Origin of the sequence: Kribbella sp. NPDC051137 (genome assembly GCF_040682535.1) — a bacterium.
In the GTDB taxonomy this organism is placed as follows: domain Bacteria; phylum Actinomycetota; class Actinomycetes; order Propionibacteriales; family Kribbellaceae; genus Kribbella; species Kribbella karoonensis.
On the sequence record NZ_JBFBBI010000001.1, the window covers coordinates 1,420,125 to 1,434,980 of the forward strand.

The window sequence follows — 14,856 nt, forward strand, 5'->3', positions numbered from 1 at the left end:
CTACCAGGACCATGACAGTCGTCGTGACCACGATCGCTGCGTTGGTGGCGTCCGCGGTGACAGTGCCGGCCCTGGCTTCTTCAGAGGCGGTCGCGGCAGGTAATCCGACGTCAGGTGGGCTGCACGGCAGCCGCGCTGTCCCGGCGGGCTGCAACGTCGCCCAGACGGCCGCCGACGGGTCCACTCCGCTGGCCCGCTGCTACGCGGTCGGCCGGGCCGGCGATCGCGGCTCACTGGCGCAGCGAACGGCCGGGCCGATCCCCGGATCGCTGGGGCCCGCCGACATCAAGGCGGCGTACGCCCTGCCCGATGGCGGCGCCGGAAGGACCGTGGCGATCGTCGACGCGTTCGGCTACGAGAACGCCGAATCCGATCTGGCCGTGTTCCGCGCGCACTACGGTCTGGCGCCGTGTACGACGGACAACGGCTGCTTCCGCAAGGTCGACCAGCGCGGCGGGACGGACTACCCGCAAGAGGATCCCGGCTGGTCCATCGAGACGGCCCTCGACCTGGATGCGGTTTCCTCCTCCTGTTCCGACTGCCACATCCTCTTGGTCCAGGCCGACAGCAACAGCTCGCCGAGCCTCGGTCAGGCGGTCGACACCGCCGCGTCGCTGGGAGCTGTCGCGATCTCCAACTCGTACGGCATCGACGGTGAACTCCCGTTCGAGACGTACTACGACCACTACTACGACCACCCCGGTGTCGCCGTCACCGTGTCGTCCGGCGACAACGGCAACGTCCAGAGCTATCCGTCCACCTCACCCAACGTGATCTCGGTCGGAGGTACGACGCTGACCCGGGACGACTCGACGCCGCGCGGATGGCACGAGGCGGCGTGGGCCGACGGCGGCAGCGGTTGCTCGCTCTACGAGCCGCGCCCTGACTACCAGCGCGGCCTCGACACCGGTTGCCCGGACACGCGAGCCACCGCCGACGTGGCCGCCGTGGCCGACCCGGAGACCGGGCTTGCGGTCTACAACACCCTCGGGCAGGACGGATGGGCGCAGTACGGCGGTACCTCCCTGTCCGCGCCACTGGTCGCCGCGATGTACGCGCTGGCGGGCACGCCCGTGCCGGGGAGCAATCCGGTCACCTACCCGTATCGCCGCAACAGCTCCCTGCACGATGTCACCGACGGCGTCGACGGCTCGTGCGGCGACGTACGCTGCACGGCAGGCCCCGGCTGGGACGGCCCGACCGGCGTTGGTACGCCCAACGGTGTGTCGGCCTTGACCCTGGGATCCTACGGCTGGGCCTCGGGTTCGGTGCGGACCCGGAACCAACCGCTCGACGGTGCGACGGTCACGTTCACCGACGAGAGCGGCTACCGCACCCGCGCCGTCGTCGACAAATCCGGTCACTACCGCGTCGCGGTGGCCGCAGGGACCTACCAGGTCATCGCGTCGAAGTTCGGGTACGCCGACGTGACGCTCGACCATGTCACCGTGTCCGCGGGCGCCGAGCTGTCGAGGAACTTCACGCTGACAGCGGTAGCCCGCCGTACGGTCAGCGGTGTCGTCACCGACGGATCAGGTCAGGGCTGGCCGGTGTACGCCAAGATCTCCATCGACGGATACCCGGACGGCGCCGTCCACACCGATCCGTTCACCGGTCGCTACAGCGTGGCGCTCCCGGTCGGTGCGACGTACCGGTTGCACGTCGAGGCAGCCGACATGCCCGGCTATCTGCCTTCTGACACCAGTGTTGCCGTAGGCAACGGAAAGAACGCCGTGCTGCGCGACGTCGCGCTGGGCGTCGACGCGTCGGCGTGCACGGCCGCCGGATACGGGCATACGTTCCATGGTGCCGGCACCGGCTTCGAGGGATGGTCGGGCGCGCAGGGCGGCTGGACGGTGACCGACGACGCGGGCACCGGCAAGACCTGGACGTTCGACGATCCCGGTGCCAAAGGCAACCTCACCGGCGCCGGCGGCCAGTTCGCCATCGTCGACAACTGGTCGTCGCCGGTCGACCGTAACGACACGAGCCTGGTCAGCCCGGTCGCGGACCTGTCCGACCGCTCGCAGCCGGTTGTCGGTTTCGACACGTACTACTACGACTACGGGTTCGGTGAGCAGGACGGCGTCGTCGACCTGAGCCTCGACGGCGGGGCCACCTGGCAGAACATCTGGCGGGCGCCGGACGCCTTCGTCCGGGGACACGTGGAGGTGCCGGTCCCGCAGGCCGCGCACAAGAGCGACGTCCGCGTGCGGTTCCGCTTCAGCGGGCAGGCCGACAACTTCTGGGAGCTGGACGACGTGTACGTCGGCAACCGGTCGTGCGAGGCGGCGCCGGGTGGACTCGTGGCAGGTTTCGTCCGGGACCACAACACCGGCGCCGGGCTGACCGGCGTACAGCTCGGCGGTGGAGCCACTCCGGCGGTGAGCCAGGCGACCACCGACGACTCGCAGATCGACGACGGCTACTACTGGCTGTTCGGCCACACCGGCAACGTCCCGCTCAGCGCCACCGGGCGCCAGTACGCCGAGGCGCGGCAGACGACGCCGGTCGTCGCGCACCGGACGACCCGGGTCGACTGGTCGCTGGAGGCGGGCCGGGTGACCTCGACACCGTCCACGATCTCGGTCCACGCCGGCAAGGGGCCGGTCGGCACCCGGACGATCACGTTCACCAACCACGGCACGAAGCCCGCTCACGTGTCGCTCGTGGAGCAGGACCTTGGTTTCACGGGTGCTGACGGCCGTCGCCGAACGACGTCCCCCGGTGCGCCGCTGCGGCGCGAGAAGGTGGACGCCTCGCCGCTGTCGTTCGCGAAGCAGCACGGCGGACGCGACCCGCTGCCCTCCCGGGACGCCTCGCCGAACCCGGCGTGGTCGCACTTGCCGGACTACCCCACGCCGATCATGGACAACGTCGTCGCTGCGGACGACGGAGTCGTCTACTCGGTCAGCGGAGCGACCGACGACGGTCTGACCGCCGCCGGGTACGCGTACAACCGGGAGGCCGGCTCGTGGCGGCGGATCGCGGATCTCCCCGAGCCGCTGGAGCGCGCGGTCGGCGGCTTCGTCGGCGGGAAGTTGTACGTCACCGGCGGCTGGAACGTGCAGGGCAACCTGAGCTCGGCGACGTATGTGTACGACCCGGTGAAGAACAAGTGGTCACGCGTGGCAGACCTGCCCATGCCCAGTACCGCCGCGGCGGGCGCGGTCGTCGGCGGCGCCCTGTACGTGGTGGCCGGTTGTGAGTCGGAGGCGTGCACGGAAACGACTCCCACGTACCGGTACGACGCCGGTCGCAACACCTGGACGCGGATCGCGGCGTACCCGGAGCACGTCGTGATGCCGGGGTGCACGGGCTCGGGTGACGGACTGATCTGCGCCGGTGGTCTCGTGCCGGTGCTCGACGACCCGTGGCACGAGTTCCCTGTCTCGAGCGCCTACCGCTACGTCCCCGATTCGGACAGCTGGACCCGGGTCGCCGACATGCCGTATCCCGCCTGGGGCATGGCGTACTCGGGCAGCGGCGGCAAGCTGCAACTGGTGGGCGGCATCACAGGTGGCTACATCACCAACCAGGCCGTCCAGTTCGATCCGGCGAGCGGTGAGTGGTCGGCCCTGCCGAATGCCACGTACAGCATGTTCCGCGGAGGTGCGGCCTGCGGGCTGAGCAGGATCGGCGGCTCGATCGGATCGTTCACCGCGACACCGTTCGCGGAGTACCTGTCCGGTCAGGACGCGTGTGTCCTCGGCGCGGACGTGAGCTGGTTGTCGGCCGACCGTACCCAGATCACCGTTCCATCTGGTGGTTCTGTGACCGTACGACTGCGGTTCGACCCTGCCGCGACGTCCACAGCCGGGCAGTACCACGCTCGGCTCGCCTTCACCTCGGACACGCCGTACGTCATCACCCCGGTGGAGGTCACCCTGACGCGCAACTGACGTCTGCCCGACGATTTCCCGGCCGGTCGGGAAGGATGCTGCCGGCCGGGAACTTCGAGCGTCTAGGTTGCGGGCGTACCGCGTTCGCCGTACACGGCGGTGACGAGCGCGATCAGCAGGCCGGCCAGGAACATGTGGACCAGTACGACGCCCCACGGCAGGCCGGTGAAGTACTGCGTGAAGCCGACCGCGCCCTGCAGCAGCTCGATCGCCAGCAGCCACGCCGCCAGCTTCCGGAGCGTGCGCGAGGTCGCGGTCACCCGGGTCGCGATCACCAGCGCGATCGTGATGCCGAACAGGCCGAACACGAAGTCCGCGTGCAGCTGACTGACCACCGCCGGGTCGAACCCGTTCCGCCCGGTCTCCGGGTCGCCGGAGTGCGGCCCGGCGCCGGTGGTGACGGTGCCGAGGGCAATCGTGATCCAGACCGCCACGACCGCGGCGGTCGCGAGCGCGCGGACCACCGGGGGAGTGTGCGGGTACGGGCTGGTCCGGGACCGGCGCATCATCGACACGGTCAGCGTGATGATCACCGGCGAGACCAGGAAGTGCGCCGACACGATCCACGGGTTCAGGCCGGTCAGCACGCTGATGCCGCCGATCACGCCCTGCAGCGGGACGCCGAGCGCGGCCGCGGTCGCCAGCCGGCGGAGGTCCCGCCGGATCGGGCGGTAGCGCATCACGACCAGCCAGGTGATGATCGCGACGATCGCCACCACGAACCCGAGCATCCGGTTGGTGAACTCGATCGCGCCGTGGATGCCGAGCGCGGCGTGCGGGACGTACGACGAGTCGGTGCACGACGGCCAGGTCGGGCAGCCGAGCCCGGACCCGGTCAGCCGGACCAGACCGCCGGTCACCACGATGCCGATGTTCACCGCCACCGAGGCCCATCCCCAGCGCCGGACGGCGTCCAGGCTCGGCTCGGGGATCAGCCGCCAGAACTTGCTGACGGGCTCGCTCTCCTGGGGCGGGGTATCCGTGCTCATCACCGGGACACTCTAAAGCTCAGTCCCATTTGAACGTCCGGGAGACCAGGTATCCGAGCACCGCCGCCCACAGGGCCAGCGACAGCGCGGCGGCCCACGGCACCACGCCGTGCACGGTCGAGTTCGCGATCCCGCTCGCCAGCGCGGCGCTCGGCAGCAGCCGTACGACGGCCTGCATGCCGTGCGGGTACTCGTCGACCGGGGTCATGATCGCGCCGCCCACCAGCAGGAGCAGGTACAGCAGGTTGGCGGCGGCCAGGGTCGCTTCGGCGCGCAGTACGCCGGCCATCAGCAGGCCGAGGGAGGCGAAGGCCGCCGTACCGCACAGGACGGTGAGGGCGACGCCGAAGACGGCCGCGGCCCCGCCGACCGGTTTCCAGCCGAGGGCGAACCCGGCGCCGATCAGAACGGCGAGCTGGATCAGCTGGACGATCAGCACCGCCCCGATCTTTCCCGCGAGCAGACCGGTGCGGGACAGCGGTGAGGCACCGAGGCGTTTGATCACGCCGTACCGGCGTTCGAAGCCGGTGGCGATCGCCAGTGAGGTGAAGGACGACGAGAGGACCGCGAGCGCGAGCACGCGGGGGACCGCCTCGTCGATCGGGCGGCCACCGCCGAGCGGCAGGCGGTCGCCGAGGCCGGTCCCGCCGAGCAGCAGCAGGACTCCCAACGGGATGACCAGTGCCAGCAACAGCTGTTCGCCGTTGCGGATCAGGAGCTTGAACTCCATCCGGGTGTGCGAGAGCACCTTCTGCGCCCAGGGCGCGCTCCCCGGCTGCGGTGCGTAAGCCGTCATTTGTCGTGCCTAGGTGACGTGAGTTCGAGGAAGACGTCCTCGAGGGACTTGGTGTGGTGTTCGGTGAGGGAGTCGGGTGTACCGGAGGCGATCACCTTGCCGGCCGACACCACGTGCACCTGGTCGGACAGCTGCTCGGCCTCGTCCATCGCGTGCGTCGTCAGGACGACGGTGACGCCGTCGTCGCGGAGGTCCCGGATCAGCTGCCAGATCTCCCGGCGGCCGTGCGGGTCCAGCCCGGTGGTCGGCTCGTCCAGGAACGCCAGCTCCGGCCGCCCGACGATCGCCAGCGCGAACGACAGCCGCTGCTTCTGCCCGCCGGAGAGCCTCCGGTACGGCGTCCGCCCGCAACTGCCGAGGTCCAGCCGCTCCACCAGCGCGGGGACGTCGAGCGGATGCGTGTGCAGCGTCGCGACGTACCGGAGCATCTCGACAGCCCGGACGCCGGACCAGGCGCCGCCCTCCTGGAGCATCACGCCGATCTTCGGCATCAGCTCGTCGTGATCGGCGAGCGGGTCCAGGCCGAGGACCCGGACACTGCCCGACTCCGGGCGCCGGAATCCCTCACAGGTCTCCACGGTCGTGGTCTTGCCGGCACCGTTCGGGCCGAGCACGGCCGTCACCGTGCCGGCGGTTACGGTGAGACTGAGACCGTCGACCGCGGTCTTCTCTCCGTACCGCACGACGAGGTTGTCGATCTCCACCGCGACTGGCACGTAACGCAGCATAGGGAACGGGCCGGAGTGACCTCGCTCACGCCCCACGGCTGAGGGCCGCCTGAGTGGCGGGAGGGGTAAGGCGTGCCTTATTTGAAGGCCCCGGGGAATTACGCGACACTGATGTTGTGAAAACTCCTGCGACTGGATCTGCCGTGACCCACGGCACCGCCGGTGCGCGGGACGAGTCCACCCGGGACCGGGTTGCCCGCTCGATCCTGACCAATGGTCCGTCCAGCGCCGCGGTGCTGGCGGAGCGGCTCGAGCTGACCCCGGCGGCGGTCCGCCGGCACCTGGACCACCTGCTCGACGAGGGCCTGGTGGAGTCCCGCGAGGAGCGCGTCTACGGCCCGCGTGGCCGCGGCCGCCCCGCGAAGGTGTTCGTGCTGACCGACACCGGCCGGCACGCCTTCCACACGGCGTACGACGACCTCGCGACGACCGCGATGCGGTTCATCGCCGAGGCCGGCGGTGACGACGCGGTGACGGAGTTCGCCCGCCGTCGCGTCGCCGAGGTGGAGGAGCGGTACCGGGACCTGCTCGCGCAGGCCCCGGAGGGCAAGAAGGCGGAGGTGCTCGCGCAGGCCCTGACGGCCGACGGGTACGCCGCCTCGACGGCGGAGGCGGGCCACGGCGCCCAGCTCTGCCAGCACCACTGCCCGGTCGCGCACGTGGCCGAGCAGTTCCCCCAGCTGTGCGAGGCCGAGACCGAGGTGTTCTCGAGACTCCTCGGCAAGCACGTACAGCGACTGGCCACCATCGCCCACGGCGACGGTGTCTGTACGACGCACATCCCGGGCCCTGCCCCTGTGGCCCCTGTAACCGACGGCGAATCTGCGAGGACTGCACGATGACGCAAACCGCTCACCCCGAACTGGAAGGCCTCGGCAACTACCAGTACGGCTGGTCCGACTCCGACGCCGCCGGCGCGGTTGCTCAGCGCGGCTTGAGCGAGGACGTGGTGAGAGGCATCTCCACCCTCAAGAACGAGCCCGACTGGATGCTCGACCTGCGCCTGAAGGGCCTGAAGCTCTTCGGCCGCAAGCCGATGCCGTCCTGGGGCGCCGACCTGTCCGGGATCGACTTCGACAACATCAAGTACTTCGTCCGGTCGACCGAGAAGCAGGCCACCTCCTGGGAGGAGCTGCCACCGGACATCAAGAACACCTACGACAAGCTCGGCATCCCGGAGGCGGAGAAGCAGCGCCTGGTCGCCGGCGTCGCCGCGCAGTACGAGTCCGAGGTCGTCTACCACCAGATCCGTGAGGACCTGGAGGAGCAGGGTGTCATCTTCCTGGACACCGACACCGGCCTGAAGGAGCACCCGGAGCTCTTCAAGGAGTACTTCGGCTCGGTGATCCCGGTCGGCGACAACAAGTTCGCGTCGCTGAACACCGCGGTCTGGTCCGGCGGTTCGTTCATCTATGTCCCGAAGGGCGTCAAGGTGGACATCCCGCTGCAGGCGTACTTCCGGATCAACACCGAGAACATGGGCCAGTTCGAGCGGACGCTGATCATCGTCGACGAGGGCGCCTACGTGCACTACGTCGAGGGCTGCACGGCGCCGATCTACAAGTCCGACTCGCTGCACTCCGCGGTCGTCGAGATCATCGTGAAGAAGGGCGCCCGCTGCCGCTACACGACGATCCAGAACTGGTCGAACAACGTCTACAACCTGGTCACCAAGCGCGCCACCTGCGAGGAGGGCGCGACGATGGAGTGGATCGACGGCAACATCGGCTCCAAGGTGACGATGAAGTACCCGGCCGTGTACCTGATGGGCGAGCACGCCAAGGGCGAGACCCTGTCGGTCGCGTTCGCCGGCGAGGGCCAGCACCAGGACGCCGGCTCGAAGATGGTGCACAACGCGCCGTACACCTCCAGCTCGATCGTCTCGAAGTCGGTGGCCCGCGGTGGCGGCCGGACGTCGTACCGCGGTCTGGTCGAGGTGGCGCCGGGCTCGCACCACAGCAAGTCCACGGTGCGCTGTGACGCGCTGCTGGTCGACACCATCAGCCGTTCGGACACCTACCCGTACGTCGACGTCCGCGAGGACGACGTGGCGATGGGGCACGAGGCGACCGTGTCCAAGGTCAGCGACGACCAGCTCTTCTACCTGATGAGCCGGGGCATGGCCGAGGACGAGGCGATGGCGATGATCGTCCGCGGCTTCATCGAGCCGATCGCCCGCGAGCTCCCGATGGAGTACGCGCTGGAACTGAACCGACTGATCGAGCTGCAGATGGAAGGGGCCGTCGGCTGATGTCGACCTCTGAAACTCTTGTTGCTACCGGCAACAAGGCACACTCCCACGGAGCGGGATCGGAGATCCCGCTGCAGGCCCGCAGCGAGCGGCCGACGTCGTACGACGTCGCCGACTTCGCGGTGCCGAACGGGCGCGAGGAGGAGTGGCGCTTCACCCCGGTCAAGCAGCTCAAGGCGCTGTTCGAGGACGCGGCCGGGACCGAGACGCCGAAGATCGACGCCTCCGGCCCGGACGGCGTGGTGATCGAGACGGTCGCCGCCGACGCGCTCAAGGTCGGCAAGCCGCAGGACCGTACGGCGGCCGTGGCCTGGACCCAGGCGCCGGAGGCGCTCGCGGTCCGGATCCCGGTCGAGGCGGAGCTGACCGAGCCGGTGCACGTGAACGTCGCCAGCCTGGGTGCCCGCGGCTTCAGCCACCTGATCGTCGAGGCCGGCCGGTTCAGCAAGTCGATCGTGATCATCGACCACACCGGAGCCGGCGAGCTGAGTGGCAACGTCGAGATCAAGGTCGGTGACGGCGCGGACCTGCGGGTGGTCGCGATCCAGCAGAGCGACCACGAGTCGATCCACCTGGCGCAGCACGACGCGCTGGTCGGCCGGGACGCCCGGCTGCACCACGTCGCGGTGACGCTCGGCGGCAAGGTCGTCCGGGTGAACACCAACGTCCGGTACGACGGACCCGGCGGCGACGCCGAGCTCGTCGGCGTGTACTTCGCCGAGTCGGGCCAGCACCACGAGCACCGGCTGTTCGTCGACCACGAGGCCACGCACTGCAAGAGCAACGTGCTCTACAAGGGCGCGCTGGCCGGTGACCAGGCCCGCTCGGTGTGGATCGGCGACGTGCTGATCCGGGCCGCGGCCGAAGGCACCGACACCTTCGAGCTGAACCGGAACCTGGTGCTCACCGACGGCGCCCGCGCCGACTCGGTGCCGAACCTGGAGATCGAGACCGGCGAGATCGAGGGCGCCGGGCACGCGTCCGCGACCGGCCGGTTCGACGACGAGCAGCTGTTCTACCTGCAGGCCCGCGGCATCCCCGAGGACGCCGCCCGCCGGCTGGTGGTGTCCGGGTTCTTCAACGACATCATCGGCAAGATCGGCGTCCCCGAGGTCTCCGAGCGCCTGCACGAGGTGATCGAGGAGAAGCTCGCCCGGGCAGCCGAGCTGAGCGAGTCCGCGCTGCGCCCATCGGGCGAAGAGGCGGTTGTCGGCAAGTGAGCGACACGTTCGAGCGCGCCTGCGCCGCCGCCGACGTACCCGACGAGGGCGTGGTCCCGGTCGAGGTCGGCGGCGTCGAGGTCGCGGTGGTGAAGAGCGAGGGACAGTACTTCGCGGTCCGCGACGAGTGCTCGCACGCGCAGATCCAGCTGTCCGAGGGCGACGTCGGCGGGTGCGAGATCGAGTGCTGGCTGCACGGGTCCCGCTTCGACCTGCGGACCGGCGAGCCGACCAGCCTGCCGGCCTACGACCCGGTGCCGATCTACCCGGTGCGCCTCGACGGCGACGACGTACTCGTCGACGTGAAGAACCCCATCAACCAGACCTCCCTGTAAAACCCTACGGAGATAGAGAAACTCATGGCGACACTCGAGATTCGCGACCTGCAGGTGTCGGTGGACACCGAGGCCGGACCGAAGCAGATCCTGCGCGGCGTCGACCTGACCATCGCCGGTGGTCAGACGCACGCGATCATGGGCCCGAACGGCTCCGGCAAGTCGACGCTGGCGTACTCGATCGCCGGGCACCCGAAGTACAACATCACCGGCGGCTCGGTGACGCTGGACGGCGAGGACGTGCTGGACATGTCCGTCGACGAGCGCGCCCGGGCCGGCCTGTTCCTGGCGATGCAGTACCCCGTCGAGGTCCCGGGGGTGTCGGTGGCGAACTTCCTGCGCACCGCGAAGACCGCGATCGACGGCGAGGCGCCGAAGCTGCGGACCTGGGTCAAGGACGTGAACACCGCGCTGGGCGAGCTGCAGATGGACCCCGAGTTCGCGCAGCGCAACGTCAACGAGGGCTTCTCCGGCGGTGAGAAGAAGCGCCACGAGATCGTCCAGCTGGAGCTGCTGAACCCGAAGATCGCGATCCTCGACGAGACCGACTCCGGCCTCGACATCGACGCGCTGAAGATCGTCTCCGAGGGCGTCAACCGGTACGCGTCGCAGGGCGACAAGGGCATCCTGCTGATCACCCACTACACGCGGATCCTGCGCTACATCAAGCCGGACTTCGTGCACGTCTTCGTCGACGGCCGCGTCGCCGAGGAGGGCGGCCCGGAGCTGGCCGAGGAGCTGGAAGCCAACGGCTACGAGCGGTTCCTCAAGGCAGGCGCGAAGTGACCGACGCCCGGACGTTCAGCAGTCCCTTGGACCTGCAGTCGGTCCGGGCGGACTTCCCGATCCTGTCGCGTGAGCTGGCGGGAGGGTTCCCGCTGGTGTACCTCGACTCGGCGAACTCGTCGCAGAAGCCGCGCCAGGTCGTGCAGGCGATCGAGGACCACTACCTGAAGCACAACGCGAACGTCGCTCGCGCCATGCACCAGCTCGGTGCCGAGGCGACCGCGGCGTACGAAGGTGGCCGGGACAAGGTCGCCGCGTTCGTCGGGGCGACGAACCGGGACGAGATCGTCTTCACCAAGAACGCCTCCGAGGCGCTCAACTTGGCCGCGCACACGCTGGGCGCGTCGCTGAAGCCGGGCGACGTCGTGGTGGTCTCCGAGATGGAGCACCACAGCAACATCGTCCCGTGGCAGCTCGCCTGCGAGCGGACCGGCGCGACGCTGAAGTGGTTCGGCGTCACCGAGGACGGGCGCCTCGACACGAGCAACATCGAGGAGCTGCTGACCGAGAACACCAAGGTCGTCGCGCTGACCTGGGTGTCGAACGCGCTCGGCACGATCAACCCGATCAGCGACATCGCCGCCAAGGCGCACGCGGTCGGCGCGACGATGGTCGTGGACGCCTCCCAGGCGGTGCCGCAGTTCCCGGTCGACGTGTCCACGCTCGGCGCCGACCTGCTGGTGTTCACCGGTCACAAGGTCGTCGGCCCGACCGGGATCGGCGTGCTCTGGGGCCGGTACGACCTGCTCGCGTCGCTGCCGCCGTTCCTCGGTGGTGGCGAGATGATCGAGGTCGTCCGGATGACCGGCTCGACGTACGCGCCGCCGCCGGCCCGGTTCGAGGCCGGTACGCCGCCGATCGCGCAGGCGGTCGGGCTCGGTGCGGCCGTCGACTACCTGTCCGGGATCGGGATGGACAAGATCGCCGCGCACGAGCACGCGATCGTGGAGTACGCGCTCGAGGGGCTGAAGACTGTCCCCGGTCTGAAGCTGCTCGGCCCGACGGACGCCACCGACCACGGCGGCGCGATCAGCTTCGCGCTGGACGGCGTCCACCCGCACGACGTGTCGACGGTGCTGGACACCCGCGGGATCGCCGTCCGGGCCGGGCACCACTGTGCGCGGCCGGTGCACGAGCGGTTCGGAATGCAATCGTCGACCAGAGCGTCTTTCTACCTGTACACGACTCCCGAGGAGATCGACGCGCTCGTCGACGGTCTCGGGTTCGTCCGATCGTTCTTCAAGGTGGACTGATAATGCAGCTCGACAGCCTGTACCAGGAGATCATCCTGGACCACTACCGGGCCCCGCACCACGCGGGTCTCGCGGAGCCGTACGACGTGGAGGTGCACCACGTGAACCCGTCCTGCGGGGACGAGGTCACGCTCCGGGTCGAGCTCGACGGCGACACGGTGAAGTCCGTGACGCACGACAGCGTCGGCTGCTCGATCAGCCAGGCCGCGACCTCGGTGATGTCCGACCTGGTGATCGGCAAGCCGGTGGCCGAGGGCATGGCGACGTACGAGAAGTTCCTCGAACTGATGCAGGGCCGCGGGAATGTCGAGCCCGACGAAGAGGTTCTCCAGGACGGTGTGGCGTTCGCGGGCGTCGCGCAGTTCCCGGCCCGGGTGAAGTGTGCACTGCTGGGGTGGTCGGCGTGGCGGGACGCCACGGCGCAGGCCCTGACGGCAACCGAAGGAGTGAGCAATGGCTGACCAGACCGACGAGAAGATCGAGCTGCCCGAGGTCGACCTGGAAGCGGCGGCTCAGCCCGGCACCAGTCCGGCGAAGGTGGAGGACGTCACCGAGGCGCTCAAGGACGTGGTCGACCCCGAGCTCGGCATCAACGTCGTCGACCTCGGCCTGATCTACGGCATCACCGTCGACGACAGCAGTACGGCGATCATCGACATGACGCTGACGTCCGCGGCCTGCCCGCTGACCGACGTGATCGAGGACCAGACCCGGATGGCGCTCGACGGCCTGGTCAACGACTTCCGGATCAACTGGGTCTGGATGCCGCCGTGGGGTCCGGAGAAGATCACCGACGACGGCCGCGACCAGTTGCGCGCCCTCGGCTTCAACGTGTGAGCAGGACCGTTCACGTCGCGCCGGAGCGGTTGGACAGGTGGCTGACAGGTTTCGGCGAACGGCACGGTGAGGTCCGGTACGACGTGACGCCGACAGCGGTCACGTTGTCGGCCGAGGACGGCGAGACGGCCGTCGTCACGGTGCCCTTCGAGCCCCTCGCGGAATTGTCCCGCGAGGGGCTCGTCGCACACGTGCTGCGGCCGCGACGGCTCGGCGTACTGCTGGTCCGCCGCGGCGGGTACGGCGCCGGGGTGTTTGCCGACGGCAACCTTCTCGACTCGAAGGTGGGTTCCCGGCACGTGCAGGGGACGACCAAGGCCGGCGGCTGGTCGCAGCAGCGGTACGCCCGCCGGCGGGACAACCAGGCACGCGAGGCGTTCGCCGCCGCGACCGAGGTGGCGGTGCGGATCCTGGCCCCGGCGAAGCTCGACGTACTGGTCTGCGGGGGAGACCGGCGGGCTGTCGACACCGTGCTCGAGGACCCGCGGCTGCGGGACCTCGTACCGCTGGTGCGGGCGCCGTTCCTCGGCGTACCGGACCCGAAACAGAAGGTCCTGGAGCAGGCCGGCGCCGACGCCCGCGCGATCCGGATCGACCTGAGTCAGTCGACCGAGTCGTAGTTCCGGTCGAAGTCCTCGAGGATGCCGCGGTAGGTCTCCAGGTCCTCCTCGAGCCGGGCCCGGGTGACCAGGTGCGGATCCGCGAGCTTGGCGCTGCGGCCGAACTGCGACCAGATCTCCGCGTCCGGCACCTGGTCGCCGCCCTGGTCGCCCTCGGGCAGGAACGCCATCGCCTGCACGATCGCGTCGATCGCGAGCTCCCAGCCGAGCCGGATGTAGCGGCGCCGCTCGGTGTGCTGGACGTCCTGGCTGTGCGGGTCGGGCTCACCGGCGTACGTCAGCATGTCGCCGATCGCCCAGTCGTGGTACAGGTACGCGACCTGCACCCATTCGGCGGCGTCGATCAGCAGCGACCGGCCGAGCCCGAACGGCGCGCCGACCTGGATCGTGGTCTTCTCGGACGCGTACGGGATGACGATGTCGCCGACGGGGGACTGGTAGGTCCAGGAGTCCGGGCCCTCGACCATGTTCGTGCCGAGCTTCATCGGCGGCGCGTCGCCGAGCGTCAGGGCCGGCACCGGCTGCCCGGGCTCGACCGACGGGTTCTGCTGCTCCGCGAGCCGCAGACTCACGTAGGTCTGGGCCTCCCAGATACTGCGGGCCATCAGCATCGGTTATCTCGCTCCCACTTCTCGTGCCAGCTCGGCGTAGGCGTCTCGGGTCAGCAGCAACCGGTGCAGCCGGAACCGGCCGGGGTCCAGCTCCCGGGCGGCCCGTCCCTCCGGCGTCCAGAACTCCTCGTCCGGCACGGCGTCCAGGCCCTCCGGGACGAACTTGATCACCTCGGCGACCGCGGCCTGCGCGATCGCCATCGCCCGGCCGGCCTCGGCCGGATCGGTGGGCACCGCGGACACCAGCCGCTCGGCGACGTCGAGCCACTGTCCGGCGTCGATGACGTCGGACGGCTCCGGTCCGCCGAACGTCGGCCAGCCCTGCACCGGTGTCTCCCGGTCCGGTACGCCGAACAGGTACTCGCGCTCGGCGTCGCAGCCCGGGCAGACCGCGCTGTAGCTGATCGACAGCTCACCGTCGACGTCGACCAGTGCCTGCTGCCAGGGTGCCTCGTCGGTCCCGCAGTCCGGGCAGGGATGCAGCTCGAGGTACAGGTGCGCCTCGTCCCGGGTGCGAACCACCGAGAA

The 14,856-nt window shown here is 69.6% G+C and carries 15 protein-coding genes; 10 read left to right on the top strand and 5 right to left on the bottom strand.

The window, feature by feature from the left end; all coding sequences use genetic code 11:
- Positions 1-23 precede the first annotated feature (23 nt).
- On the top strand, positions 24-3,902 hold the full coding sequence (locus tag AB0M51_RS06735; RefSeq protein ID WP_363748385.1) for a carboxypeptidase regulatory-like domain-containing protein: 3,879 nt from the start codon (positions 24-26) through the stop codon (positions 3,900-3,902).
- 62 nt (positions 3,903-3,964) lie between these two features.
- Here AB0M51_RS06735 and AB0M51_RS06740 read toward each other — a convergent pair whose 3' ends face one another.
- Genes AB0M51_RS06740 through AB0M51_RS06750 form a run of 3 tightly spaced genes read right to left on the bottom strand, consistent with a single transcriptional unit; the run spans position 3,965 to position 6,403 of the window.
- Positions 3,965-4,891: a COX15/CtaA family protein gene (locus AB0M51_RS06740; protein ID WP_344196579.1), complete on the bottom strand. Its 927-nt coding sequence runs from the start codon at positions 4,889-4,891 to the stop codon at positions 3,965-3,967.
- Positions 4,892-4,910: 19 nt separating this feature from the next.
- A complete protein-coding gene (locus tag AB0M51_RS06745; protein WP_363748388.1) occupies positions 4,911-5,687 on the bottom strand; it encodes an ABC transporter permease in 777 nt (258 codons plus the stop codon).
- On the bottom strand, positions 5,684-6,403 hold the full coding sequence (locus tag AB0M51_RS06750; protein ID WP_344196576.1) for an ABC transporter ATP-binding protein: 720 nt from the start codon (positions 6,401-6,403) through the stop codon (positions 5,684-5,686). Before AB0M51_RS06750 ends, AB0M51_RS06745 begins: the two co-directional genes overlap by 4 nt.
- A 155-nt stretch (positions 6,404-6,558) precedes the next feature.
- Between AB0M51_RS06750 and AB0M51_RS06755 the strand changes: the two genes are divergently transcribed.
- From AB0M51_RS06755 to AB0M51_RS06795, 9 genes are read left to right on the top strand one after another with little or no spacing between them, the layout of a single operon-like run.
- The gene (locus AB0M51_RS06755; RefSeq protein ID WP_344196574.1) at positions 6,559-7,257 is read left to right on the top strand and encodes a metalloregulator ArsR/SmtB family transcription factor; all 699 of its coding nucleotides are present in this window, start codon (positions 6,559-6,561) and stop codon (positions 7,255-7,257) included.
- Positions 7,254-8,666 (top strand): Fe-S cluster assembly protein SufB, encoded by a 1,413-nt coding sequence (gene sufB / locus AB0M51_RS06760; RefSeq protein WP_344196572.1) that lies wholly within the window; start codon positions 7,254-7,256, stop codon positions 8,664-8,666. Before AB0M51_RS06755 ends, sufB begins: the two co-directional genes overlap by 4 nt.
- The gene (sufD, locus tag AB0M51_RS06765) at positions 8,666-9,886 is read left to right on the top strand and encodes a Fe-S cluster assembly protein SufD (RefSeq protein WP_363748391.1); all 1,221 of its coding nucleotides are present in this window, start codon (positions 8,666-8,668) and stop codon (positions 9,884-9,886) included. The genes sufB and sufD overlap by 1 nt, the downstream gene beginning before the upstream one ends.
- A complete protein-coding gene (locus AB0M51_RS06770; protein WP_344196569.1) occupies positions 9,883-10,221 on the top strand; it encodes a non-heme iron oxygenase ferredoxin subunit in 339 nt (112 codons plus the stop codon). Before sufD ends, AB0M51_RS06770 begins: the two co-directional genes overlap by 4 nt.
- Positions 10,222-10,245: 24 nt before the next feature.
- Positions 10,246-11,007, top strand: a complete 762-nt coding sequence (sufC, locus tag AB0M51_RS06775) for a Fe-S cluster assembly ATPase SufC (RefSeq protein ID WP_344196568.1) — start codon at positions 10,246-10,248, stop codon at positions 11,005-11,007.
- Positions 11,004-12,260 (top strand): cysteine desulfurase, encoded by a 1,257-nt coding sequence (locus AB0M51_RS06780; protein ID WP_363748394.1) that lies wholly within the window; start codon positions 11,004-11,006, stop codon positions 12,258-12,260. The genes sufC and AB0M51_RS06780 overlap by 4 nt, the downstream gene beginning before the upstream one ends.
- A 2-nt stretch (positions 12,261-12,262) precedes the next feature.
- Positions 12,263-12,721 (top strand): Fe-S cluster assembly sulfur transfer protein SufU, encoded by a 459-nt coding sequence (sufU, locus tag AB0M51_RS06785; protein WP_363748396.1) that lies wholly within the window; start codon positions 12,263-12,265, stop codon positions 12,719-12,721.
- Positions 12,714-13,097 (top strand): metal-sulfur cluster assembly factor, encoded by a 384-nt coding sequence (locus AB0M51_RS06790; RefSeq protein WP_344196563.1) that lies wholly within the window; start codon positions 12,714-12,716, stop codon positions 13,095-13,097. The genes sufU and AB0M51_RS06790 overlap by 8 nt, the downstream gene beginning before the upstream one ends.
- Positions 13,094-13,717: an acVLRF1 family peptidyl-tRNA hydrolase gene (locus AB0M51_RS06795; protein WP_363748398.1), complete on the top strand. Its 624-nt coding sequence runs from the start codon at positions 13,094-13,096 to the stop codon at positions 13,715-13,717. Before AB0M51_RS06790 ends, AB0M51_RS06795 begins: the two co-directional genes overlap by 4 nt.
- Here AB0M51_RS06795 and AB0M51_RS06800 read toward each other — a convergent pair.
- On the bottom strand, positions 13,699-14,322 hold the full coding sequence (locus AB0M51_RS06800) for a hypothetical protein (protein ID WP_363748400.1): 624 nt from the start codon (positions 14,320-14,322) through the stop codon (positions 13,699-13,701). The genes AB0M51_RS06795 and AB0M51_RS06800 overlap by 19 nt on opposite strands.
- Before the next feature lie 9 nt (positions 14,323-14,331).
- Positions 14,332-14,850, bottom strand: a complete 519-nt coding sequence (locus tag AB0M51_RS06805; protein ID WP_344196559.1) for a hypothetical protein — start codon at positions 14,848-14,850, stop codon at positions 14,332-14,334.
- Positions 14,851-14,856: the final 6 nt, after the last annotated feature.

What these genes read in the sequence shown, in the direction of transcription:
- sufC (WP_344196568.1), top strand. Translation starts at nt 10,246, where the DNA reads ATGGCGACACTCGAGATTCGCGACCTGCAGGTGTCGGTGGACACCGAG.
- AB0M51_RS06800 (WP_363748400.1), bottom strand. Translation starts at nt 14,322, where the DNA reads ATGGCCCGCAGTATCTGGGAGGCCCAGACCTACGTGAGTCTGCGGCTC.
- sufU (WP_363748396.1), top strand. Translation starts at nt 12,263, where the DNA reads ATGCAGCTCGACAGCCTGTACCAGGAGATCATCCTGGACCACTACCGG.
- sufD (WP_363748391.1), top strand. Translation starts at nt 8,666, where the DNA reads ATGTCGACCTCTGAAACTCTTGTTGCTACCGGCAACAAGGCACACTCC.
- AB0M51_RS06740 (WP_344196579.1), bottom strand. Translation starts at nt 4,891, where the DNA reads ATGAGCACGGATACCCCGCCCCAGGAGAGCGAGCCCGTCAGCAAGTTC.
- AB0M51_RS06745 (WP_363748388.1), bottom strand. Translation starts at nt 5,687, where the DNA reads ATGACGGCTTACGCACCGCAGCCGGGGAGCGCGCCCTGGGCGCAGAAG.
- sufB (WP_344196572.1), top strand. Translation starts at nt 7,254, where the DNA reads ATGACGCAAACCGCTCACCCCGAACTGGAAGGCCTCGGCAACTACCAG.
- AB0M51_RS06790 (WP_344196563.1), top strand. Translation starts at nt 12,714, where the DNA reads ATGGCTGACCAGACCGACGAGAAGATCGAGCTGCCCGAGGTCGACCTG.